The 22,749-nt window shown below is 69.0% G+C and carries 22 protein-coding genes; 7 read left to right on the top strand and 15 right to left on the bottom strand.

Annotated features, from left to right (window positions below; translation table 11 throughout):
* The first annotated feature begins 3 nt into the window (after nucleotides 1-3).
* Nucleotides 4-693, top strand: a complete 690-nt coding sequence (locus tag C4F17_RS17375; protein ID WP_106936067.1) for a DUF4124 domain-containing protein — start codon at nucleotides 4-6, stop codon at nucleotides 691-693.
* A gap of 39 nt (nucleotides 694-732) precedes the next feature.
* Here C4F17_RS17375 and gatB read toward each other — a convergent pair whose 3' ends face one another.
* From gatB to gatC, 3 genes are read right to left on the bottom strand one after another with little or no spacing between them, the layout of a single operon-like run.
* Nucleotides 733-2,223, bottom strand: a complete 1,491-nt coding sequence (gatB, locus tag C4F17_RS17370) for an Asp-tRNA(Asn)/Glu-tRNA(Gln) amidotransferase subunit GatB (RefSeq protein WP_106936066.1) — start codon at nucleotides 2,221-2,223, stop codon at nucleotides 733-735.
* A 1-nt stretch (nucleotide 2,224) separates the two neighbouring features.
* Nucleotides 2,225-3,742 carry an Asp-tRNA(Asn)/Glu-tRNA(Gln) amidotransferase subunit GatA gene (gene gatA, locus C4F17_RS17365; RefSeq protein WP_106936065.1) on the bottom strand — a complete coding sequence of 506 codons (1,518 nt, stop codon included), beginning with the start codon at nucleotides 3,740-3,742 and terminating at the stop codon, nucleotides 2,225-2,227.
* Nucleotides 3,739-4,038, bottom strand: a complete 300-nt coding sequence (gene gatC / locus C4F17_RS17360; protein ID WP_081266987.1) for an Asp-tRNA(Asn)/Glu-tRNA(Gln) amidotransferase subunit GatC — start codon at nucleotides 4,036-4,038, stop codon at nucleotides 3,739-3,741. Before gatC ends, gatA begins: the two co-directional genes overlap by 4 nt.
* Nucleotides 4,039-4,253: 215 nt before the next feature.
* On the opposite strand from gatC, the gene C4F17_RS17355 reads away from it, so the two are divergent.
* From C4F17_RS17355 to mrdA, 4 genes are all read left to right on the top strand, one after another.
* On the top strand, nucleotides 4,254-5,297 hold the full coding sequence (locus tag C4F17_RS17355) for a rod shape-determining protein (RefSeq protein ID WP_007833435.1): 1,044 nt from the start codon (nucleotides 4,254-4,256) through the stop codon (nucleotides 5,295-5,297).
* A 170-nt stretch (nucleotides 5,298-5,467) separates the two neighbouring features.
* On the top strand, nucleotides 5,468-6,427 hold the full coding sequence (mreC, locus tag C4F17_RS17350) for a rod shape-determining protein MreC (RefSeq protein ID WP_081266986.1): 960 nt from the start codon (nucleotides 5,468-5,470) through the stop codon (nucleotides 6,425-6,427).
* The gene (gene mreD, locus C4F17_RS17345; protein ID WP_081266985.1) at nucleotides 6,424-6,945 is read left to right on the top strand and encodes a rod shape-determining protein MreD; all 522 of its coding nucleotides are present in this window, start codon (nucleotides 6,424-6,426) and stop codon (nucleotides 6,943-6,945) included. The genes mreC and mreD overlap by 4 nt, the downstream gene beginning before the upstream one ends.
* Before the next feature lie 176 nt (nucleotides 6,946-7,121).
* On the top strand, nucleotides 7,122-9,095 hold the full coding sequence (gene mrdA, locus C4F17_RS17340; protein WP_081266984.1) for a penicillin-binding protein 2: 1,974 nt from the start codon (nucleotides 7,122-7,124) through the stop codon (nucleotides 9,093-9,095).
* A 4-nt stretch (nucleotides 9,096-9,099) separates the two neighbouring features.
* Here the strand turns inward: mrdA and fahA are convergent, their stop codons facing one another.
* The 6 genes from fahA to C4F17_RS17310 form a co-directional block, all read right to left on the bottom strand.
* Nucleotides 9,100-10,365: a fumarylacetoacetase gene (gene fahA, locus C4F17_RS17335; RefSeq protein ID WP_106936064.1), complete on the bottom strand. Its 1,266-nt coding sequence runs from the start codon at nucleotides 10,363-10,365 to the stop codon at nucleotides 9,100-9,102.
* 139 nt (nucleotides 10,366-10,504) lie between these two features.
* Nucleotides 10,505-11,479: a Bug family tripartite tricarboxylate transporter substrate binding protein gene (locus C4F17_RS17330; RefSeq protein WP_106936063.1), complete on the bottom strand. Its 975-nt coding sequence runs from the start codon at nucleotides 11,477-11,479 to the stop codon at nucleotides 10,505-10,507.
* Nucleotides 11,476-12,786, bottom strand: a complete 1,311-nt coding sequence (gene hmgA / locus C4F17_RS17325; protein ID WP_081266981.1) for a homogentisate 1,2-dioxygenase — start codon at nucleotides 12,784-12,786, stop codon at nucleotides 11,476-11,478. Before hmgA ends, C4F17_RS17330 begins: the two co-directional genes overlap by 4 nt.
* A 54-nt stretch (nucleotides 12,787-12,840) precedes the next feature.
* On the bottom strand, nucleotides 12,841-13,041 hold the full coding sequence (locus tag C4F17_RS17320) for a DUF2783 domain-containing protein (protein ID WP_081267002.1): 201 nt from the start codon (nucleotides 13,039-13,041) through the stop codon (nucleotides 12,841-12,843).
* Between the two features lie 5 nt (nucleotides 13,042-13,046).
* Complete coding sequence (locus C4F17_RS17315; protein ID WP_106936062.1) at nucleotides 13,047-14,684, bottom strand: FAD-dependent oxidoreductase; 1,638 nt, start codon at nucleotides 14,682-14,684, stop codon at nucleotides 13,047-13,049.
* Nucleotides 14,685-14,829: 145 nt separating this feature from the next.
* Entirely contained in the window at nucleotides 14,830-15,789 is a 960-nt protein-coding gene (locus tag C4F17_RS17310; RefSeq protein ID WP_106936061.1) for an MBL fold metallo-hydrolase, read from the bottom strand.
* Nucleotides 15,790-15,934: 145 nt separating this feature from the next.
* Here C4F17_RS17310 and C4F17_RS17305 point away from each other — a divergent pair, with 145 nt between their 5' ends.
* Nucleotides 15,935-16,795 (top strand): IclR family transcriptional regulator, encoded by an 861-nt coding sequence (locus tag C4F17_RS17305; RefSeq protein ID WP_081266978.1) that lies wholly within the window; start codon nucleotides 15,935-15,937, stop codon nucleotides 16,793-16,795.
* Complete coding sequence (locus C4F17_RS17300; protein WP_106936060.1) at nucleotides 16,792-17,541, top strand: SIR2 family NAD-dependent protein deacylase; 750 nt, start codon at nucleotides 16,792-16,794, stop codon at nucleotides 17,539-17,541. Before C4F17_RS17305 ends, C4F17_RS17300 begins: the two co-directional genes overlap by 4 nt.
* Nucleotides 17,542-17,551: 10 nt before the next feature.
* Here C4F17_RS17300 and C4F17_RS17295 read toward each other — a convergent pair whose 3' ends face one another.
* From C4F17_RS17295 to C4F17_RS17270, 6 genes are all read right to left on the bottom strand, one after another.
* Nucleotides 17,552-17,773 (bottom strand): hypothetical protein, encoded by a 222-nt coding sequence (locus C4F17_RS17295; protein ID WP_106936059.1) that lies wholly within the window; start codon nucleotides 17,771-17,773, stop codon nucleotides 17,552-17,554.
* 28 nt (nucleotides 17,774-17,801) lie between these two features.
* Nucleotides 17,802-18,515: an ABC-type transport auxiliary lipoprotein family protein gene (locus C4F17_RS17290; protein WP_199851977.1), complete on the bottom strand. Its 714-nt coding sequence runs from the start codon at nucleotides 18,513-18,515 to the stop codon at nucleotides 17,802-17,804.
* A 25-nt stretch (nucleotides 18,516-18,540) separates the two neighbouring features.
* Nucleotides 18,541-19,500: an MlaD family protein gene (locus tag C4F17_RS17285; RefSeq protein ID WP_106936057.1), complete on the bottom strand. Its 960-nt coding sequence runs from the start codon at nucleotides 19,498-19,500 to the stop codon at nucleotides 18,541-18,543.
* 16 nt (nucleotides 19,501-19,516) lie between these two features.
* Complete coding sequence (locus C4F17_RS17280; protein WP_081266974.1) at nucleotides 19,517-20,362, bottom strand: ABC transporter ATP-binding protein; 846 nt, start codon at nucleotides 20,360-20,362, stop codon at nucleotides 19,517-19,519.
* Between the two features lie 4 nt (nucleotides 20,363-20,366).
* Nucleotides 20,367-21,533 carry an MlaE family ABC transporter permease gene (locus C4F17_RS17275; RefSeq protein ID WP_081266973.1) on the bottom strand — a complete coding sequence of 389 codons (1,167 nt, stop codon included), beginning with the start codon at nucleotides 21,531-21,533 and terminating at the stop codon, nucleotides 20,367-20,369.
* A gap of 187 nt (nucleotides 21,534-21,720) precedes the next feature.
* On the bottom strand, nucleotides 21,721-22,650 hold the full coding sequence (locus C4F17_RS17270) for a LysR family transcriptional regulator (protein ID WP_081266972.1): 930 nt from the start codon (nucleotides 22,648-22,650) through the stop codon (nucleotides 21,721-21,723).
* Between the last annotated feature and the right edge of the window lie 99 nt (nucleotides 22,651-22,749).

The following is a 22,749-nucleotide window of genomic DNA, read 5'->3' as shown; positions in this document are numbered from 1 at the left end:
CCGATGCACGACGCACGCGACAACGGCAAGCCGATTCGCCTGCTGGCGGCGGCATCGATCATGGCGGCCTCGGGCTTCTGCGGGGCGTTGCATGCGCAATCGCAGAAACCGGAAGGCGCCTCTCCCGGCATCTTCACCTGCACCGACGCCCGCGGCCGCACGCTGACCGCCGACCGGCCCATTGCCGAATGCAGCGACCGCGAGCAGCGCGAGCTCAACCCGAGCGGCTCCGTCCGCCGCAAGGTCGAGCCGACGTACACGGCGCGCGAGCTGCAGGAGCGCGAAGACCGCGCCCGCGAAGCCGCCATCCAGGCCGCCCGCCTCACTGACGAGCGCCGGCGCGAGCGGGCCTTGCTGGTGCGCTATCCGAATGCCGCCACGCACGACCGCGAACGCGCCGAGGCGCTGGCGCAGATCGATGCGGTAACGCAGGCGGCGCGCAAGCGCATCGCCGAGCTGGCCGAAGACCGCCGCAAGATCGACGAGGAGATGGAGTTCTACAAGCATGACCCGGGCAAGGCGCCCGGCTCGGTGCGGCGCAGGCTCGATGACAACACGCAGAGCGTGGCGGTGCAGAACCGCTTCATCGGCGAGCAGGAAGAAGAGAAGAAGCGGGTGAATGCGCGCTTCGACGAAGAGCGCGCGCGCCTCAAGCTGCTCTGGTCGCCCCAGAACGGCGGCAACAACCGCTGAAGCAACCGGGGCCTTGCGCAAGGCCCCGGCTTCATTCGATCAGGCCAGCTTGGCCTTCAGCAGTTCGGTGACCTGCGCAGGGTTCGCCTTGCCGCCGCTGGCCTTCATGACCTGGCCCACGAGGGCGTTGAGCGCCTTCTCCTTGCCGCCGCGGTATTCCTCGACGTTCTTGGCGTTCTTCGCGATCACCTCGTCGAGGATCTTGTCGAGCGCGCCGGTGTCGTTCATCGGCTTCAGGTCTTTCGCCTCGATGATGGCGTCGACATCGCTGCCCTCGCCGGTCCACAGCGCGTCGAACACCTGGCGCGCGGCGTTGTTGGGCAGCGTACCGTCGGCGATGCGCTTGACCAGCTGGGCCAGTTGCTGCGCCTTCACCGGCGCGGCCTCGATGCCGATTTCGGCGGCGTTCAGGCGGCGCGCCATTTCGCCGGTGATCCAGTTGCTCGCGAGCTTGGGCGTGGCGCCCGCGTTCACGGCTTCGTCGAAGTAGCCGGCGAGCGCGGCGCTCTGCGTGAGCTGGGCGGCGTCGTATTCCGACAGGCCGTGGTCGCGCACATAGCGCTCGGCCATCGCGCGCGGCAGCTCGGGCATGGTGGCCTTCACGCGCTCGATCCAGTCGGCGGCAATCACCAGCGGCGGCAGGTCGGGGTCGGGAAAGTAGCGGTAGTCGGCCGAGTCTTCCTTGGCGCGCATCGCGCGCGTCTCGCCGGTGTCGGGGTCGAACAGCACGGTGGCCTGCTCGATCGAGCGGCCGTCCTCGATTTCCTCGATCTGCCAGCGGATCTCGTAGTCGATCGCCTGCTGCATGAACTTGAAGCTGTTCAGGTTCTTGATCTCGCGGCGCGTGCCGAGCTTGTCGCCGGGCCGGCGCACCGACACGTTGGCGTCGCAGCGGAAGCTGCCTTCCTGCATGTTGCCGTCGCAGATGCCGATCCAGGTGACGATCTTGTGCAGCTCCTTCGCATAGGCCACGGCCTCGGCGGTGGAGCGCATGTCGGGCTCGGTCACGATCTCCAGCAGCGGGGTGCCGGCGCGGTTCAGGTCGATGCCGCTCTGGCCGACGAAGTCTTCATGCAGCGACTTGCCCGCGTCTTCCTCAAGGTGGGCGCGCACCAGGCGCACGGTCTTCTGTTCCTCGCCCACGAAGAAAGATACCGCGCCGCCCTGCACCACGGGAATCTCGAACTGGCTGATCTGGTAGCCCTTGGGCAGGTCGGGGTAGAAGTAGTTCTTGCGCGCGAACACGCTGCGCGGCGCGATGTGCGAGCCCAGCGCCAGGCCGAGCTTGATGGCGCGTTCGACCGCGCCCTTGTTCATCACGGGCAGCGTGCCGGGCAGCGCGAGGTCGACCGCGCAAGCCTGCGTGTTGGGCTCTGCGCCGAAGGCGGTGGAGGCGCGGCTGAAGATCTTGCTCGCGGTGGAAAGCTGCGCGTGCGTCTCGAAGCCGATGATGACTTCATAGCCGCGCACCAGCGGGCCGGTCGGGCGGCCCTGTTGTTGTGCTTCGAAGGTGTTCACTGTCTCGCTCATTTCAGAAGCCCTCCGGCGTGCGCGAATGCCAGTCGGTGGCCTGCTGGAAGCGGTGCGCTGCATTCAGCAGCTTCGCTTCGCCGAAGTAGTTGCCGATCAGCTGCAGGCCCACCGGCATGCCGCCGTCGAAGCCCGCGGGCACGCTCATGCCGGGCAGTCCGGCCAGCGATGCGGGCAGCGTGAAGATGTCGGCGAGGTAGTCGGCCACGGGGTCTCCGCCGTGTTCGCCGAGCTTCCATGCGGTGGTGGGCGCGGCGGGGCCGGCGATCACGTCGCACTGACCGAAGGCCTGCTGGAAGTCGTCGGCGATCATGCGGCGCACCTTCTGCGCCTGCAGGTAGTAGGCGTCGTAGTAGCCGTGCGACAGCACATAGGTGCCGATCATGATGCGGCGCTTGACTTCGTCGCCGAAGCCTTCGGCGCGCGTGCGTTCGTACATCTGCGTGAGCGCGCTCTTCTTGCTTGCGGGGTCGATGAAGTCCTTGGCGCGATGGCCGAACTTCACGCCGTCGAAGCGGCTCAGGTTGCTCGAGGCCTCGGCCGCGGCAATGATGTAGTACACGGGGATCGACAGCTCGGTGCGCGGCAGCGTCACCTCGACGCGCCTGGCGCCGAGCTTCTCGTACTGCGCGAGCGCCGCGTCGATGGCCGCGCGCACGCCGGGCGCCACGCCTTCGCCGAAGAACTCCTTTGGCACGCCGATGCGCAGGCCTTCGAGCGAGTCGTTCAGCGAGCGGGCGAAGTTCTCGGCGGGCTTGTCGAGCGAGGTGGAATCGCGGTCGAGGTCGGGGCCGCAGAAGGCCGACAGCAGCAGCGCGCAGTCTTCGGCCGAGCGGGCCATCGGGCCGGCCTGGTCCAGGCTCGACGCAAAAGCCACCATGCCGTAGCGCGAGGCGCGGCCGTAGGTGGGCTTGATGCCGGTCACGCCGCAGAACGACGCCGGCTGGCGGATCGAGCCGCCGGTGTCGGTGCCGGTGGCCGCGGGGGCCAGGCGCGCCGCCACGGCAGCCGCGCTGGCGCCCGAGGAGCCGCCCGGAATGCGCTCGCGGTTCCAGGGGTTCTGCACGGGCACGGCCTTGTCGTGGCCCACGGCGGGCACGGCGATGTTCTCGTTGGCCGAGCCCATCGCGAATTCGTCGCAGCTCAGCTTGCCGAGCGTGACCGCGCCAGCCTCGGCCAGGCGCTTGACCACGGTCGCGTCGAAGGGCGAGCGGTAGCCCGCGAGCATCTTCGAGCCGGCGGTGGTGGCGAAATCGGTGGTGACGAAGATGTCCTTGTGCGCAATGGGCACGCCGGCCAGCGCCGGGGCATTGCCGGCGGCGATGAGCGCGTCGGCGGCGCGGGCCTGGGCCAGCGTGACATCTTCGTTGACGTCGACGAAGGTGCCGAGCGATTCATGGGCCTTCATGCGGCCGAGGAATGCCTGGGAGGCCTCGACGGCCGAAACCTTGCGGTCGGCCAGCGCCTGGGCCAGCGCGACCACGCCCATCTGGTGCAGTTCGGTGTTGCTGCTCGTCATTCGATCACCTTGGGCACGAGGAACAGGCCGGCCTCGACGGCCGGGGCGCTCTTCTGGTTGGCTTCGCGATTGTTGGGCTCGCTCGCCACGTCGTCACGAAGACGCAGCGTGATGTCTTCGATGGCCGCCACGGGGTGGGCCAGCGGCTCGACGCCGGAGGTGTCCACCGAACGCATGCGTTCGACGACGTCGAAAAAGCCGTTGAGCTGGCTGAGCATGCGCTCGCTTTCGTCGGGAGCAAGCTGCAGCCTCGCCAGAGAGGCGATGCGCGCAATATCGGAAGCGGAAAGTGCCATAGGGTCGGAACGCTAAAAAAAGCAGGGGGAATCGCACCGCGAAGCCGGTGCTAATACGGGAATCAGAGGGGATTCGGTTATTATCCCGCCTTTGCCGCAACCCCCGCGAACGCGCCGGCTTTTGCGCCAAAAACGATCAATTCACCCCGTCAAACGACCCAAAAAATAGAGCGACGACCTGCCGATGCGCAGGCCGTGCTCAGAGGATTCCGCACATGTTTGGAGCTTTCCGTCGGTACTTTTCCACCGACCTTGCGATCGACCTCGGCACCGCCAACACCCTGATATTCGCCCGCAACAAGGGCATCGTGCTGGACGAACCGTCCGTCGTGGCGATCCGCCATGAAGGCGGCCCCCACGGCAAGAAGGTGATCCAGGCCGTCGGCCGCGAAGCCAAGGCCATGCTGGGCAAGGTGCCCGGCAACATCGAGGCGATCCGCCCGATGAAGGACGGCGTCATTGCCGACTTCGTGATCACCGAGCAGATGATCAAGCAGTTCATCAAGATGGTGCACCCGCGCACGCTGCTCACGCCGAGCCCGCGCATCATCATCTGCGTGCCCTGCGGCTCCACCCAGGTCGAGCGCCGCGCCATCAAGGACGCGGCAGAGGCGGCAGGCGCCACCTCCGTCTACCTCATCGAGGAACCCATGGCCGCGGCCATCGGCGCCGGCCTCCCCGTCAGCGAAGCCTCGGGCTCGATGGTGGTGGACATCGGCGGCGGCACCACCGAAGTGGGCGTCATCTCGCTGGGCGGCATGGTCTACAAGGGCTCCGTGCGCGTGGGCGGCGACCGCTTCGACGAAGCCATCATCAACTACATCCGCCGCAACTACGGCATGCTGATCGGCGAGCCGACGGCCGAAGTCATCAAGAAGAACATCGGCTCGGCCTTCCCGGGCTCCGAAGTCAAGGAAATGGAAGTCAAGGGCCGCAACCTCTCCGAAGGCGTGCCGCGCAGCTTCACCATCAGCAGCAACGAAGTGCTGGAAGCCCTGACCGATCCGCTCAACAACATCGTCTCGGCCGTGAAGAACGCGCTCGAACAGACGCCGCCCGAACTGGGCGCCGACATCGCCGAGCGCGGCATGATGCTCACCGGCGGCGGCGCGCTGCTGCGCGACCTCGACCGCCTGCTGGCCGAGGAAACCGGCCTGCCGGTGCTGGTGGCCGAAGACCCGCTGACCTGCGTGGTGCGCGGCTGCGGCATCGCGCTGGAGCGCATGGACCGCCTGGGCAGCATCTTCACGAGCGAATAATCGAGGCACACCCCCAGGCTTCGCGCACTTCGTGTCGCTGCGCCAACCCCCTTGCAGGGGGCAATACCGGCGGCCCGGCGAAGCCGGTTCCGCGGTATTTCTGGCATCGTGATGTGTTAATTTCTTGTGCCGTAACTCGCGCATGGCGCGGTGAAAACTAGGCCGAATTCATGCCCCTGGGCACGCTTGATCGCACAGCGCCACCCCTGTTCAACCAGGGGCAGTCGGCACTCAGCAAGCTGATCTTCTTCGGCGCGCTGGCCCTGTTCCTCATGGTGGCCGACGCACGCTTCCACATCGTGCAGCCCATCCGCGCGGGCATCGGCGCGGTGCTGTACCCGGTGCAATGGGTGGCGCTCAAGCCGGTGCAGGCCCTGCTGGGCGGCGGCCGCTACCTCGAAGACCTGCAGACCGCCCAGCGCAACGAGGCCGACGCCCGCAAGGCGCTCATGATGCAGGCCGAGCGCGCCGCGCAGGCCGACACGCTGGCCCAGGACAACGCCCGCCTGCGCGAACTCCTCGAGCTGCGCCAGGCCACGACCACGCCGGGCCGCGCGGCCGAGGTGCTGTACGACGCGGCCGACCCCTACACCCGCAAGATCGTGATCGACCAGGGCATGACCCAGGGCGTGGTGGCCGGCTCGCCGGTGATCGACGCGCGCGGCGTGCTGGGCCAGGTCACGCAGGTGCTGCCCTTCACGAGCGAGGTCACGCTGGTGATCGACCGCGACCTGGCCATTCCCGTGCAGAACACCCGCACCGGCGTGCGCAGCGTGGCTTTCGGCGATGCGTCGGCCCACGGCGGCGGCCTGGAGCTGCGTTTCATGGCCGCCAATGCCGACCTGCAGGAGGGCGACCTGCTCTCCACCAGCGGCGTCGACGGCATCTACCCCACCGGCCTGCCGGTCGCGAAGATCGAACGCATCGAGCGCCGCGCCGATTCGGCCTTCGCCCGCATCTACTGTGTGCCGCTGGCCCATGTGACGGCCGCGCGCTACGTGCTGGTGCTCGAGCCCACCGGCGCGCCCACCGCGCCGCCGCCCGCGCCGCCCGCCACCGCCCAGCGCAAGCGGCCGGAAGGCAAGCCCGGCGCGGGCAAGAACGAAAAGAAGCCGGGAGAACGTCGATGATCAAGCGTCCCGGCCAGCAGCAGCTCCTGCTGCCCGTCAGCCCCTTCTTCATGTGGACCAGCCTCGTGGTGGCGCTGCTCGTCAACATGGTGCCGATCGGCCGCGCCGTCTGGATGCCCGACCTGCTGGCGCTGGTGATCGTGTTCTGGGGCGTGCACCAGCCCGCCCGCGTGGGCATCGGCGCGGCCTTCGTCTTCGGCCTGTGCATGGACGTGCACCAGTCGTCCATGCTCGGCCAGCATGCGCTGTCCTACACCACGCTGGGCTTCTTCGCGATCACCATCCACCGGCGCCTGCTCTGGTATCCGGTGCTGTCGCAGGCGCTGCAGGTGCTGCCGCTCTTTGCGCTGTCGCAGCTGATCGAGGTCGTCACGCGGATGATCGGCGGCGGCGTGTTCCCGGGCTGGACGGTGCTGATCTCACCGGCCATCGAGGCCGCGCTCTGGCCCCTGGCCACCGCACTGTTACTTGCCCCGCAGCGCCGCACCCCGGAACCCGACGAGAACCGCCCGCTATGAGTTCGCCCCCAGGCTCCGCGCACTTCGTGTCGCTTCGCCAACCCCCTCGCCGGGGGCAACACCGGCGGCCGGGCAAAGCCCGTTCCGCGGTGTTCCCCAGTCAATCCGTCCTGCTTTCGTGCGGCATTCGGCTCCCATTTGCCATCGCACCTGCGCGCGCCTAAGCTCCCACCGCCATGACCGAAATCCGCAACGTCGCCGCCGACCTCGCGCGCTTCAAGCGCCGGGTGATCGTCATCGGGCTGGCGGTGCTGTTCGCCTTCGGGCTGCTGTGCGCGCGGCTGGTGTACCTGCAGGTCACGCGCCACGAAGACCTGGCCGAGCAGGCCGAGAGCAACCGCACGGCGGTGGTGCCGGTGGTGCCGAACCGGGGCCTGATCCTCGACCGCAACGGCATCGTGCTGGCCTCCAACTATTCGGCCTACACGCTGGAGATCACGCCTTCCAAGGTCAACGACGTCGAGGAAACCATCGACAGCCTGACCCAGGTGCTCGAAGTGTCGCCACGCGACCGCCGCCGCTTCAAGCGCCTGCGCGAAGACTCGCGCAGCTTCGATTCCATCCCCATCCGCACCCGCCTGAGCGATGAAGAGGTGGCGCGCTTCGCGGCCCAGCGCTACCGCTTCCCGGGCGTGGAAATCAAGGCGCGGCTGTTCCGCAACTACCCGCAGGGCGAGCTGGCCTCGCACGTGCTCGGCTACATCGGCCGCATCAACCAGCGCGAGAAGACCGCGATGGAAGACTGGGACGAGGAAGAGCAGGCCAACTACAAGGGCACCGACTACATCGGCAAGCTCGGCATCGAGCAGAGCTACGAAAAGACGCTGCACGGCCAGACCGGCGTCGAGCAGATGGAAACCTCCGCCGGCGGGCGCGCCGTGCGCCGCCTGGCCAGCCATCCGGCCACGCCGGGCAACACCGTGATGCTGTCGCTCGACATCAAGCTGCAGAAGCTCATCGAGGACATGTACGGCGACCGCCGCGGCGCGGTGGTGGCCATCGACCCCAAGACCGGCGAGGTGCTGGCCTTCGTGAGCAAGCCCACCTTCGACCCCAACCTGTTCGTCGAAGGCATCGACAACGAGAGCTGGGCGGCGCTCACCGAATCCATCGACAAGCCGCTGCTGAACCGCGCGCTGCGCGGCACCTACCCGCCCGGCTCCACCTACAAGCCCTTCATGGCGCTGGCGGCGCTGCAGACCGGCAAGCGCGGTCCCAGCGTGGTGGTGAACGACCCCGGCTACTTCAACTTCGGCGGCCACCGCTTCGGCAGCCCCGAAGGCAACCTGGGCGGCGTCGACATGCGCCGCGCTATCCAGCTGTCGAGCAACATCTATTTCTACTCGCTGGCCAACGAGATGGGCGTGGACCTGATCCACGACTCCATGAAGCCGCTGGGCTTCGGCCAGATCACCGGCATCGACCTGGGCGGCGAAGTGCGCGGCGTGCTGCCGAGCACCGAGTGGAAGCGCAACGCCTACAAGCGCCCCGAGGCCAAGAAGTGGTATGCGGGCGAGACCATCTCGCTGGGTATCGGGCAGGGCTACAACAACTTCACGATGCTGCAGCTGGCGCAGGCCACGGCCATCGTGGCGGACGGCGGTCTCAAGCACAAGCCGCACCTCGTGCTGGCCACGCGCAACACCGTGAGCGGGCAGGTGGTGCCGATGCCGCAGCCGCCGGCGGAAAACCTCGGCTACACGGCGTCGGCCATCTCGGTGATCCGCGAGGGCCTGACCAGCGTGGTCACCAGCGGCACGGCGCGCGGCGTGTTCGCGGGCGCGGCCTACCAGGCGGCGGGCAAGACGGGCACTGCGCAGGCCGTGACGCAGGCCCAGAACACCAAGTACAACGCCCGCGCGCTCGAAGAGCACCAGCGGGACCACGCGCTGTTCATGGGCTTCGCGCCGGTGAACGACCCGAAGATCGCCATTGCCGTGATCGTCGAGAACGCGGGCTGGGGCGCGGGCGCCGCGGCGCCCATCGCGCGGCGGGTGTTCGACTACTGGCTCGCCAACCAGTACCCCAGCGAGGCCGACCTGGCGGCCATCAAGATCGGCAAGGCGACCGCGCCGATCGGCAAGCCGCGCGTGGCGAGCGAAGTGGCATGGCCGGCCGCGGCAACGACGACGCCCGCCACCGCGCCCTGAGCAATCAGACCACCGTGCCGCTGACTTCGCCCAGGCCGATGCGTACGGCGCCGGCGCGTTCGCAGTAGCCGCGGATCACCAGCGTGTCGCCGTCTTCCAGGAAGGTGCGCTTCTCGCCGTTCGCCAGCGTGATCGGCTGCTTGCCGCCCAGCGTCAGCTCGATCAGCGAGCCCGCCTCGCCGGGGCCGGGGCCCGACAGCGTGCCCGAACCCAGCAGGTCGCCCGGCTGCAGGTTGCAGCCGTTCACCGTGTGGTGCGCGATGAGCTGCGCGGCGGTCCAGTAGGCGGCTTGGGTGGTGTTGCTGCGCGTGAGGCGCACGGGCGCCTCGCCGGCCGCGCGCATCTTCGCGGTCTGCAGCAGCACTTCGAGCGTGATGTCGAGCGCGCCGCTTTCGCGGTTGGCGGGCGAGTCGAGGTAGGGCAGCGGCTGCGGGTCGCCGGCGGGCCGCTCGAACTTGGCGCGGAACGGCGCCAGCGCCTCGGCCGTCACGATCCACGGCGACAGCGTGCTCGCGAAGTTCTTCGACAGGAAGGGGCCGAGCGGCTGGTATTCCCAGGCCTGGATGTCGCGCGCCGACCAGTCGTTGAGCAGCGTCACGCCGAACAGGTGGTCTTCCGCCTCGCCGATGGCGATCGGCTCGCCCTGCGCATTGCCCTGGCCGACCAGGAAGCCCAGCTCCAGTTCGTAGTCCAGCCGCTTGCAAGGGCCGAAGCTGGGCGTCTCCGCGTCCGGCGCCTTGGTCTGGCCCTGCGGGCGCTTGAAGCTCTGGCCGCTGATGCCGATCGACGAGGCGCGGCCGTGATAGCCGATGGGCACCCACTTGTAGTTGGGCATCAGCGGCTGGTCGGGGCGGAACAGCTTGCCGATGGTGGTCGCGTGGTGGATGCCGGTGTAGAAGTCGGTGTAGTCGCCGATGCGGCATGGCACCGTCATCTCGGCCTTGGCCTGCGCCAGCAGCGCCTTCGACCATGCGGCCTGCTTGTCGCTGCCTTCGGCCAGGCCGGCCGAGATGGCGGCGCGCAGGGCCTGGCGGTCCTTCACGCTGGCGTTCATCAGCACGTTCATGTCGTCGGTATCGACGAGGCCGGTGGCGCGCAGGTCCAGCACCTGGTCGCCGATGGCGACGCCGATGCGGAAGGCCTCGCTGCTGCCCGCGGCGCGGAAGCGGCCGAAGGGCAGGTTCTGGATGGGGAAGTCGTTGCCGGCCTCGTTGGCCGAGGCGACCCAGCTGCGCAGCTTCGGGTCATGGGTGGCGTTCAGTGCGGTCATGTGTGTCTTTCAAGCAAATGTTCTATGCAGCCTGGGGTTCGTTCGGGAAACACCGCGGAACCGGCTTTGCCGGGCCGCAGGTGTTGCCCCCGGTAGGGGGTTGGCAGCCACACGAAGTGGGCAAGCCTGGGGGCGAGCCTTAATCTGCCGACATGCCGGCCTTCTTGGCGACTTCGCCCAGGCGCTTGTATTCGGTGTCGCTCAGCTTCGCGAGCTCCTGCGGCGTCGAGCCGCGCGGCGAGAAGCCGGCCTGTGCCAGCTTGGCCTTCACGTCAGGCATGGCGAGCGCTTCGACAAAAGCTTCGTTCAGCGCCTTGACGACCGGCGCCGGCAGGTTGGCCGGGCCGTACACGCCGAACCACGGCTCCAGCGCATAGCCCTTCAGGCCCGCCTCGGCCATGGTCGGCACGTCGGGCAGCGAGGGCGAGCGCGCCGGGCCCGCCACCGCCAGCGCGCGCAGCTTGCCGGCCTGGATGTGCGGCAGCGAGGCCGGCAGGTTGTCGAACATCACGCCGATGTTGTTGCCCAGCATGTCGGTGATGGCGGGACCGCTGCCCTTGTAGGCCACGTGCACGAGTTCGGTGCCGGTCATCTGCGCGAACATCACGCCCGCCAGGTTCATCGAGGTGCCGGCGCCCGCGGTGGCGTAGGGCATGCCCGGGTTCTTCCTGGCGGCGGCGATCAGGTCGGGCACGGTCTTGATGGGCGAGGCCGCCGGCACTTCCAGCACGATGGTCGAGGTGCCCAGCAGGCTGATGGCGGTGAAGTCCTTGCGCGGATCGAAGGCCATCGACTTGTAGATGTGCGGGTTCAGCGCATTGGTCGAGATGGCGCCGAAGCCGATGGTGTAGCCGTCGGGCGCGGCCTTGGCCACGGCGTCCATGCCGATGTTGCCGCCCGCGCCGCCGCGGTTGTCGATCAGCACCGGCTGGCCAAGCTTCTCCGACACCTTCTGTCCCACGGTGCGCGCCACCAGGTCGGTGGTGCCGCCGGGCGTGTAGGGCACGACGAACCTGATCGGCTTCGACGGATAGTCGGCCGCGTGCGCAAGGAAGGGCACGGCCAGCAGTGCGACGGCCGCCGCGCGGCGGGTGAGGGTGAAAACAGTCTTCATGCTTTGAATTGATCTTTCAGACCGGCCCAGCAGTCGGCGTAGTCGGTGTCGAGTGCGCTGCTTTTCAGCGCGAAGTTGGTGGGAATGAAGCGGTAGCGGCTCTCGAACATGAAGGCCAGCGTGTTGTCGAGCTTGTGCGGCTTGAGGTCGGCATTCGTGGCCTTGTCGAAGGCTTCCTCGTCCGGCCCGTGCGGCACCATGCAGTTGTGCAGGCTCGCGCCGCCGGGCTTGAAGCCGCCCGGCTTGGCGTCGTACTCGCCCAGCACCAGGCCCATGAACTCGCTCATGAGGTTGCGGTGGAACCACGGCGGGCGGAAGGTGTTCTCCATCACCATCCAGCGCGGCGGGAAGATCACGAAGTCGCAGTTGGCGGTGCCGGGCGTGTCGCTGGGCGATGTCAGCACGGTGAAGATCGACGGATCGGGATGGTCGAAGCTGATCGAGCCGATCACCATGAAGTGCGCCGTGTCGTACTTCACTGGCGACAGGTTGCCGTGCCAGGCGACCACGTTGAAGGGCGACTGCTTCATCGGCGCCTGCCAGAAGCGGCCGCCGAATTTCTTGACGATCTCGTAGCCGCCTTCCTCCGTTTCGAAGGCCGCCACGGGCGCCTGGAAGTCGCGCGCATTGGCCAGGCCGTTCGAGCCGATGGGGCCGAGTTCGGGCAAGCGGAAGTGCGCACCGTAGTTCTCGCACACGTAGCCGCGCGAGAGCCCGTCCGGCAGCGCCACCTTGAAGGCCATGCCGCGCGGCAGCACCGCGATCTCGCCGGGCTTCACGTCGAGCACGCCCAGCTCCGTGGTGACGACCAGGCGGCCCTGCTGGGGCACGAGCAGCATTTCGCCGTCGGCGTTGACGAAGGCGCGGCGCTCCATCGAGCGGCCGGCCAGGTACATCAGCGAGCCGATGCCGACCTGCGACTCGGCGTCGCCGTTGGCCGCGATGGTGTGCATGCCGTCGATGAAGTCGACGCCGTCCGCGCCGTCCAGCGGCTGCGGATGCCAGCGCAGCGGCTCGGGCGGCAGCGCGATCTCGCGGTCGGCGCCGGTGGTCCAGTGCGGCTGCGCATACGGCTGGTAGCGGCCCGACACCACCGAGGGCTGGCGGCGGTACAGCCAGGTGCGGCGGTTCTCATGGCGCGGCGCGGTGAAGGCGGTGCCGGAGATCAGCTCGGTGTAGAGGTCGAAGGGGCCGCGCTGCGGGTTGTTGCGGCCCTGGGGCAGGGCGCCGGGCACCGCCTCGGAGGCGTATTCGTTGCCGAAGCCGCTCTGGTAGCGCCGTTCGGAGGGCGGGGTTGCTTGGGTCATGTGTTTTCTCTTTCGAAAAATCGCGATGAGGTTGGAATGCGTGACTGCCGGGGCTCAGCCGGCGCGCGCCGCGTCGAAGGCTTCGCGCAGCACGGCCAGCGAGCCGATGTGGTTGGCCAGCACGAGCACCAGGCGGGCGTTGAAGGCGTGGCTCTCTTCGTTGGAAAGCCCCTGGTGCGCTTCGATGAGCGCCTCGTAGAAATCGTCGGGCGCCTCGAGGTTGGGCGTGGTGATCAGTTGCTGTGGTGCTTGCATGGCTTTCATGCCTTGGCCAGTGCGCGGTCGACGGCCGCGCGGATGAGGGTGGGCGTGGGGCTGCGCCAGCGCGCGCACACGTGCTGGTCGGGCCGCAGCAGGTAGACGGTGCCGGCCCGCGCGTCGTAGCGCCGCGTGGCGAGTTCGCCGTCGGGCGTGGCGTCTTCCACGCGCACCACATGCAGCGGCAGGTCGCATTCCTTCAGCGCCTGCAGGCTGCGCTCGGCGGCTTCGCCCTGGCCGAACACCAGCGCGGTGAAGCGCTCGGCATGGCATTCGCGCAGCAGCCAGCCGGTGCTGCCGCCGGCGCGGGCCACGGGTGCGTCGGCAGCCGCCGCGCCGGGCACCATCGTGCCGGCGAAGGCGTCGGCGTCGGGCGTGTTGAGCGGCGAATCGCGCAGCACCGTGGCCACCGACAGGCGCCCGCTGTTGACCAGCGTGCGCGCGAAGGCATGGCGGCGGGTCAGCTCCAGCACCGCGTCGCGGAAGAGGCGGCTCACGTCGCTCTTGGGCGTGATGAAGTCGGTGGCGCGCGTGGAGTTGCGGATGTTCTCGTCGGCCGCGAACTCGCGTTCGGTGGCGTAGCTGTCGAGCAGCGCATCGGGCGCCTGGCCCTGCACCACGGCCGCGAGCTTCCAGGCGAGGTTGTCCGCGTCCTGCACGCCCGAGTTGGCGCCGCGCGCGCCGAACGGCGACACGCCGTGCGCCGAGTCGCCCGCGAACAGCACGCGGCCGTGGCGGAAGCGCTCCATGCGCTGACAGGCGAAGGTGTAGACGCTGGCCCAGCCGATCTGGAACTGCACGCCTTCGAAGCCGATGCTGTCGAGCAGCGCGCGAACGCGCGGCGTGATGTTCTCCGGCTTGCGTTCTTCCGCCGGGTCGGCGTCCCAGCCGAGCTGGAAGTCGACGCGCCACATGCCGTCGGCCTGCTTGTGCAGCAGCACGCTCTGGCCGGGATGGAACGAGGGGTCGAACCAGAAGCGGCGCTCCGTGGGCAGGTGCGCGTCCATCGTGATGTCGGCGATCAGGAAGCGGTCGCGGAAGATCCGGCCTTTCGCTTCCAGGCCCAGCATCTGGCGCGTGGGGGAGCGCGAGCCGTCGCAGGCGGCGACGTAGCCGGCATGCAGCCGGTACTCGCCCTCGGGCGTTTCCACCGTCAGCACCGTGCCGTCGCCGCCTTGCTCGATGCCGGTCACCTTGTGGTTCCAGCGCAGGTCGATGAGCGGCAGCGCGGCCACGCGCTCGACGAGGTAGCCCTCGACGTAGTACTGCTGCAGGTTGATGAAGGCCGGGCGCTCGTGGCCGGGCTCGGGCAGCAGGTCGAAGCTGTAGACCTGCTCGTCATGGAAGAACACCTTGCCGACGTTCCACGACACGCCCTTGTCGACCATGCGGTCGCCGCAGCCGAGGCGGTCGAACACCTCGAGCGTGCGCTTGGCGAAGCAGATCGCGCGCGAGCCGCTGGACAGGGTGTTGTCGTTGTCGAGCAGCACCACGGGCACCTGCCGCAGTGCGAGGTCGATGGCCAGCGTGAGGCCCACCGGGCCGGCGCCGACGATCACGACGGGGTGTCGCGCCGGTACCGCCGCGTCCTGGTCGGCGTGGCGCTTGTAGTCGAAGCGCAGGCTTTGATAGTCGATCACGTACTTGTCTCCGTGTCCTTTGTCCTTGTCTTGCTCCTTCCCCCGCTGGGGGAAGGTCGGGATGGGGGCTCGACGGCGCTCGAAACTGGCGCTCTGCCTGCCCCCACCCCAGCCCTCCCCCAGCGGGGGAGGGAGCGATGCGGGATCAGCCTTCGAGCGCCTTCCACATCTCGATGTCGCGCTCGGCCGTCCACACGCGCGGATCGGCATGGCCCGAGGCCTCGTCGTACGCGCGGCTCACGTCGAAGGGCATGCAGTGGTCGAAGATCACCCACTGGCTGTACTTGGGCTTGAGCTTTTCGTAGGTGTCCTTGTAGACCGCGTTCAGGTCGCGGCCGGCCTTCACGCCTTCTTGCACGCTGGCGTACACGTCGGAGATGAAGTTGCGCGTGCCCGTCAGGCCCTCCGCCACGGCCTCGGGCGTGGTGAGTGCGGCGCCGCGGCCCGGCACCAGCGCCACGGGCTTGAGCGCGGCGATGTTGTCCAGCGTCTGCGGCCAGTCCTTGAAGTAGGCGTCGCCGGCGTACGGGGTGGCGCCGAACTCGACCAGGTCGCCCGACAGCAGCGTGCGTTCCTGCGGCAGCCAGACGACGGTGTCGCCCTTGGTGTGGCCGCGGCCCAGCTGGATGAGCTGCACTTCGAGCTTGCCCAGCCACAGCGTCATCTTGCCGGTGAAGGTCATGGTGGGCCAGGTCAGGCCCGGGGGCACGGTCTCGACGTTCTGGAACAGGCGCGGGAAGCGGCCGATTTCGCTGGCCTTGTCCTGTTCGCCGCGCTCGACGATCAGGTCGCGCGTGTCCTGGCTGGCCAGGATGTGCTCGGCGCCGTAGCCCGCCGCGCCCAGCACCCGCACCGCGTGGTAGTGGGTGAGCACCACGTACTTGATGGGCTTGTCGGTCACCTCGCGGATGCGGCGCACCACGTCGGCGGCCATGGCGGGGGTGGCCTGGGTGTCGGCCACCAGCACGCAGTCGTCGCCGATGACGATGCCGGTGTTGGGGTCGCCCTCGGCGGTGTAGGCCCAGGCATGTTCGGAGATCTGGCTGAAGGTGATCTTCTTCTCTTCCATGTCGGCCTGGCTGGCGAATTTCTTGGCTTGGCTCATCGTGTGTCTCCGTCGGTGGGTTGGAATCTGGGATTCGTTTAAGTCGAACGAATTTGCGGTTAACGAATTTTTGGAGTGTAAGCGCCGGATCAGTTAATGTCTAATCCCTTCTTCATGAACGAACAACCGGACGCCAAAGGCAGCCATGGCCACTGACACCGACCGCGCCCAGCGCGGCATCCAGAGCATCGAGGTCGGCGGCCAGTTGCTGCGTGCGCTGGTGCACCACGGCCGGCCCATGGCGCTGAAGGACCTGGCGCGGGAAGCCGACATGACCGCGGCCAAGGCGCACCCGTACATGGTCAGCTTCGGGCGCCTGGGCCTCATCGAGCAGGACCGCGCCAGCGGCCACTATCTGCTCGGCCCGCTGGCCTTGCAACTGGGGCTCATCAGCCTGCAGCAGGCCGACCCGGTGCACATCGCCACGCCGCTGATCGGCCAGCTCGCCCAGCAGATCGGCCACACCGTGGCGCTGGCCGTATGGGGCGCGCGCGGCGCGACCATCGTCCGCACGGCCGAGTCGCCGTCGCCGGTGCACGTGAACATGCGGCACGGCACGGTGTTCTCGCTGACCAACACCGCCTCGGGCCGCGTCTTCGCCACCTACCTCGACGCCGAGGTGGTGCGCCGCCTGCTCGAGGAAGAGCGCCAGCGCCAGAAGCAGCGCAAGGGCGCCGAGCCCGCGCAGCCGGCCGGCATGCCGCCGGTGCAGCCGCTGCCTTCATGGAGCGACTTCGAGCGCCAGCTGAAAGAAGTGCGCGACCACGGCATCAGCCGCTCCGACGGCGAGGTCATCGAGGGCGTGAGCGCCATGGCCGCGCCGGTGTTCGATCACACTGGCGCCATCGTGCTGGCCGTCACCGCCATCGGCCCGGCCGGCATCTTCGACACGGCGTGGGACGGCGAGATCTCCCGCGCGCTCAAGGCCTGTGCGGACACCGTGTCGCAGCGCCTGGGCGCCACCGCCGTTCCCGCCCCGGCGAATTCCCCCAAACCAGAGCGATGACGCGCGTCACACCAGAAAACACCTCCACCTTCGAAGCAGTACAGGCGGCCGCACGGCGGCTGCGCGATGCCCGGCGCATCGTGGTGTTCTCCGGCGCCGGCCTGTCCCGCGCCTCCGGCATTCCGACCTACCGCGACACCGACGGCCTCTGGAAGAGCCAGAACGCCCTGCAGTTCTCCCATGCCGAAGACCTGGCGCGCGACCCCTCGGGGTTCACGAAGTTCTGGGCGCATCGCATGTCGGTGATCGAATCGGCGCAGCCCAACCCGGGCCACGCCGCGCTCGCGGCGCTGCAGCGGCTGCGCCCCGCCACGCGGCTGGTGACGCAGAACGTCGACGGCCTGCTCACGCTGGCCGGCGGGCAGGACGTGCTCGAACTGCACGGCTCGCTGCGCCGCTGGCGCTGCGACCACTGCGGCAACCGAAGCGGCCCCTGGCCCTTCCACCGCTGCCTGCGCTGCGGCTCGCATGCGCGCCCCGACGTCGTGATGTTCGGCGAGATGCTGAACGCCGGCGTGCTGCTCGACGCGCAGGTGGCCGCGCAGGAGTGCGATCTGTTCATGGTGGTGGGCAGCACCACCATCGTCTACCCGGCCGCCGAACTGCCGCAGACGGCGCTGGCGCACGGTGCGCGGCTCGTCACGCTGAACCTGGAGCCGCTGCCGCACCTGGACGATGCGGCCTCCGTGGTGCTGCGGGGGGCGTCGGAAGACCTGTTGCCGAAGTTGCTTGCGGGTTGGGGCTGACGAGGGGCGCTCAGCCCTTCCTGCCACCCAGCAGCACCAGCGCCCCGCCCACCACGATCACGGCCACGCTGGCCCAGGGAGGGAAGCTGACCGTCTGCTTCTCCTTCATCGAGAACTCGAGCGGGCCGAGCTTGGCCTCGTGGGTTTCCTTGGTGAAGCTGAAGCCGCCGAGGCCCAAGGCTGCGATGCCGGCCACGATCAGCAGGATGCCGACGATGCGTGTTGCGTTCATGGTGTAGCTCCTCCGATCAAGCCGCAGGTTACTGCCGGGGCTGTTGCTGCTGCAACTGGTCGACCCACTGCACCACATCGGCCACGGCGGCGTCGCTGGCCGAGACCAGCGCCTTCACCCCGCCGGGCGCGTCGGCGCTCGGCGCGGGGCTGCGCACGGTGAACAGGCGCTGGCCCAGCACGCGGTCGCCGGCCGGGGTGCCGCGGATCAGCGTGGCGCGCAGGCGCACCAGGCCCACGCTGGCGCTGGCCGAATCGAAATAGTGGCTGAACTCGTCGAGCGAGATGCGCAGCGTGTCGGGCACTTCGCCCTTGCTGCGCGAGATGGTCGCGCTTTCTTCCGGGCCGAGCACCGTGCGGCGCTCCGACAGCGTGTCGCGCAGCCGCTGGCGCAGCAGTTGCGCCGGCGGCATGCTCCAGCGCGACTGGCCGTAGGGCCGCAGCTCGTTGGCGTCGGCGTAGCCCAGGCGGTAGAGGATCTGCGTGCCGTCGAGGCGGCTGTTGCTCTCGAACTCGGCCAGCGCCAGGGTGGGGCGCATCTGCGCCGGGGCCGATGCCTGCGCCTGCGTGGCGGTGGCAGTGGTGGGGCCGGGGCCGAAGTCGTACAGCGTCGCGCGCGCGGGCTTGTCGGGCAGCGCGCCGCAGCCGGCGGCCAGCAGCGCGAAGCCGATGGCCAGCGCCGCCGTGGCGGCAGCGCGGCGCGGCTTCGCCAGGGAACGGATGGCGTGGATGGTGGCGTTCATGGTCATGATGGGCCTCTTCTCTCCCTCAGGGCCGCGTCGCGGCGGGGGCGCTGAAACCCGGCTCGCCCGGGCCCGCCGCCGTGCCGCCGTTGCCGAACAGCAGCGATTGCGGGTTGTCGTTGATGCTGTCGGCCGCGCGGCCCAGCCGGCGGATGGCGTGCGAGGTGTCGTCCGCCACGCGGTTCACGCGCGGCAGCGTGGCCGAGTTGAACGAGTCGACCGCCTGCGCCAGCGCCTTGGTGCCGTCGCTCAGGCGCTCGACCGGGCCGTCGGGCGCGTTCAGCCGCACGACGGTGGTGTTGAAGTTGTTGGCCACGCGCGAGACGTCGCCCGCCGCCTTCTTCACCGAGGCCATGGTGTCGGGCAGCTTCGTCAGCGCCGGGTTCAGGCCGGTCTTGACCGTGTTGTCGAGCGTCTTGAGCAGCGTGTTGGCGCTGGCCGAGGCGGCCGCGATGTTCTCCAGTGCATCGGCGGCGCGCTTCTGATTGGGGTCGCTCAGCAGCTGGTTGGCGCGCTTGGTCACTTCCTCGACCTGGTTGATGATGGCTTCGCCGCGGTCCTGCAGCTGCGCCAGCATCGACGGCTTGAGCGGGATGCGCGGCGGGTCGTCGTTGTCCGGCTTGAGCGACACGGTCGACTCGCCCTTGTCGTCCAGCGCGATGAAGGCCAGGCCGGTCACGCCCTGGTAGCTCAGCGTGGCAAAGCTGGAGGTGGTGAGCGGCACGCGCTCGTCGACCGTGATGCGCACCCGCACGTTGCCCTTGACCTTGGGGTCGAAGTCGATCGACGTCACCTTGCCCACCGCGATGCCGCGGTAGCGCACCATGGCCTGCGGCTGCAGGCCGCTCACGGCCTCGCGCGTGGACAGTTCGTAGACGTTGCGCACGGTGTTGTCGCGCGTGAACCAGATCACCAGCGCGACGAGCGCGGCGATCAGGCCGAGCACGAAGGCGCCGGCGGCGAGGGCATGGGCCTTGTTTTCCATGGTGGCTACCTACCTTTCAGCGGCCCGCCTCCGCGGCGGGCTGCGATGCGAGAGTTGCGTCGGCGGGCTTGTCGTGCAGGGCCTCCAGGGCGCGCTGCCCGCGCCCGCCGAGAAAATATTCGTGGATGAACGGATGCGGATACGCGATGACCTCGCGCGCCGCGCCGGTGACGATCACCTTCTGGTCTGCCAGCACCGCGATGCGGGTGCTCAGATCGAACAGCGTGTCCAGGTCGTGCGTGACCATCACCACCGTCAGGCCCAGCTCGCGGTGCAGGCCGCGCAGCAGGTTGCAGAAGCTGTCGGAGGCCTCGGGGTCGAGGCCGGCCGTGGGCTCGTCCAGCAGCAGCAGCGGCGGGTCCATGATGAGCGCGCGCGCCAGCGCCACGCGCTTGATCATGCCGCCCGACAGGTCCGACGGGCTCATGTTGGCGTGCCGGGGCTCCAGGCCCACCATCTGCAGCTTCACCAGCGCCGCATGGCGGATCAGCTCGTCGGGCAGCAGCTTCAGCTCGCGCAGCGGAAACGCGATGTTCTCCAGCACGCTGAAGGCCGAGAACAGCGCGCCGTGCTGGAACAGCATGCCCACGTTGGCCGCGCCCGAGGCGCTGAGTTCGCCGGGCTCCTGGCCCAGCACCTCGACATGGCCGCGCGTGGGCTTTTCCAGCCCGAGGATCTGGCGCAGCAGCACCGTCTTGCCGGTGCCCGAACCGCCGACCAGCGACAGCACCTCGCCGCGGTCGATGTGCAGCCGCAGGTCGCGATGCACCACCTGCTCGCCGTCGGCGTTCTTGAACACCGTCCACAGGCCGCGGATGTCCACCACGGTCTGGTCGGTGTCGGGGCGCACGGGCATGCTCATCTCGTCATCCCCGGAAGCCGATGCCCTTGAAGAGCACGGCGAAGAGCGCATCCACCAGGATCACCGCGGTGATCGAGGTCACCACCGACGAGGTGGTGCCGCGCCCCAGGCTCTCGGTGTTGGGCTTGACCTTCATGCCGAAGTAGCAGCCGATCAGCGCGATCAGAACGCCGAATACCGCCGACTTGGCCATGGCAAGCCACAGGTTGGAAATGGGCACCGCGCGCGGCAGCGCCGACAGGAAGTACGACGGCGAGATATTGAGCGCCGCGTCGGCCGCCAGCATGCCGCCCGCGAGCGCCGCCATCGAGGTCCACAGGCTGATCAGCGGCATGGCGATGGCCAGCGCCAGCACGCGCGGCATCACCAGCCGGAAGCCATGGGCGATGCCCATCACGCGCATCGCGTCGAGCTCTTCGGTCACGCGCATCACGCCGATCTGCGCGGTGATGGCCGAGCCCGAGCGCCCGGCGATCAGCACCGCCGCCAGCACCGGCCCCAGCTCGCGGATCAGCGAGAGGCCGAGGATGTTCACCACGAAGGTCTCGGCGCCGTACTGCCGCAGCTGCTGCGAGATCAGGTAGGCCAGCACCACGCCGATCAGGAGCCCGACCAGCGCCGTGATGTGCAGCGCGGTGGCGCCGAACTGGTACAGGTGCCCGGAGAAATCGCGCCACGGTCCCCGGTGCGGCGCGCGGACCAGCGCGCAGAGGTCGATCGCGAGCTGGCCGAGCAGGCTGGTGAAGTCGCGCATCACGATCATCGCGCGCGGGCCGTTGTGCGAGAACGCGCGCAGGCGGTCGTTCAGCGTGGGCGAGGGTTCCTCGGGCGTGGCGACGGTGTATTGCGCCACATGGTCGAGCACCGCCTTGTGCTGCGGCGCCATCTCCAGCGCGGCGGGCCAGGCGTGGCGCCAGTGTTCCCACAGCAGCTGCGCGCCGATGTGGTCGAGCTGCTCGATCGCGCGCAGGTCCCAGGCGCGGTCGTCGGTTGCCGGGGCTGCCTCCAGGCTCTTCGACAGCGCCTGCCAGGCCGGCTTGGACGACATCGCCAGCGTGGTCCAGCGGCCGGTGGCCACGGTCCACTGCCGGCCGTCCCGCTCCTGCTGTCCGAGGCCGGGCCACGCGCTGTCGGCGGCTGGAGCGTCGGCAGGCGATTGGGCAGGGGACATAGGGCGTACGAGCGGGAAAGTTAACAAAAGCCAGGTGCGAATCGCGCATCGTAACCGGGTGCATCCGCCGTGCACGTGTTGCAGACCCCTCGTTCGCGTAGGGCACCACGCCGTTTCTTCAGCTTTTCTTAATTAACACCTCGGGCGTGCCGAGGCCCACGGGCTCTGGCCGGGAATGCCCACCCGCTCAGGCCGCGAAGCCGTCCGCCAGCGCCTCGCGCAGCCATGCCACGAATGCCGTCACCGCCTGCGGCACGTGCGTGGCATAGGGCCGTATTGCATACAGCCGCTCGCCGAAAGCCCCCACCGATCGCCATTGAGGCAGCACCTGCTGCAGCTTGCCCGACTGCAGCGCCGACTGCGCGCTGAAGTCGGGCACCAGCGCGATGCCCAGCCCGGTGAGCGCCGCGTCGCGCAACGCCTCGCTGTTGTTCGCCACCAGCGGCCCCGACACCGGCACCGTGATGCGCGGCGCCGAGGCCTTGGCCTCGAAGTGCCAAGTCGGCGTTTCCTGGGCGCGCGGGTAGTGCAGGCAGTCGTGGCCGGCCAGCGCCTGGGGCTCGCGCGGCGTGCCGCGGCGGCGCAGGTAGGCGCGGCTGGCCACCAGCACCGACTGGGTCTCGCACAGCGTCCAGGCCACGTGGGTGTCGGGCGGTGCCGCCGTGTGCCGGATCGCGAGGTCGAAGCCCTCCATTGCGAGCGAGCTCAGCCGGTCCGACAGGTCGAGCTCGATGCGCACCTCGGGCTGCGCGCGCAGGAAGTCGGCCAGCCGCGGCACCAGCTGCTGGCGCGCGAAGGCCACCGGCGCCGTCACCCGCACCAGCCCGCGCGGCACGCCCGCCAGGTCGCGCACGCCCGCGAAGCTGTGCGCAATCTGCTCGAAGGGCGCGCGCATGTCGTCCACCAGCCGCCGGCCCGCCTCGGTGAGCCGCACGCTGCGCGTCGTGCGCTGCACCAATGGCGCGCCGGCCGCATGCTCCAGCTCGGCGATGCGCTGGCTCATGGCCGCCTTGCTCACGCCCAGGCGCAACGCGGCGGCGGTGAAACTGCCTTGCTGCGCCAGCACCGTGAGCCAGTGCAGGTGGGTCCAGAGCGACTCGATATTTTGGGGTTTCATGCATCCATTGTTCGCCATGGTGAACAATAAATTCAAGTTTCGTGTCTAGGCGCGAGGGGGCACGCTGCCTAAACTGGCCGCATTCCCCCTCTTGACCCG

Source organism: Variovorax sp. PMC12 (assembly GCF_003019815.1).
Lineage (GTDB): Bacteria > Pseudomonadota > Gammaproteobacteria > Burkholderiales > Burkholderiaceae_C > Variovorax.
Note: the sequence above shows the minus strand (reverse complement) of the source record. Positions and strands in the feature narration are given on the sequence as shown.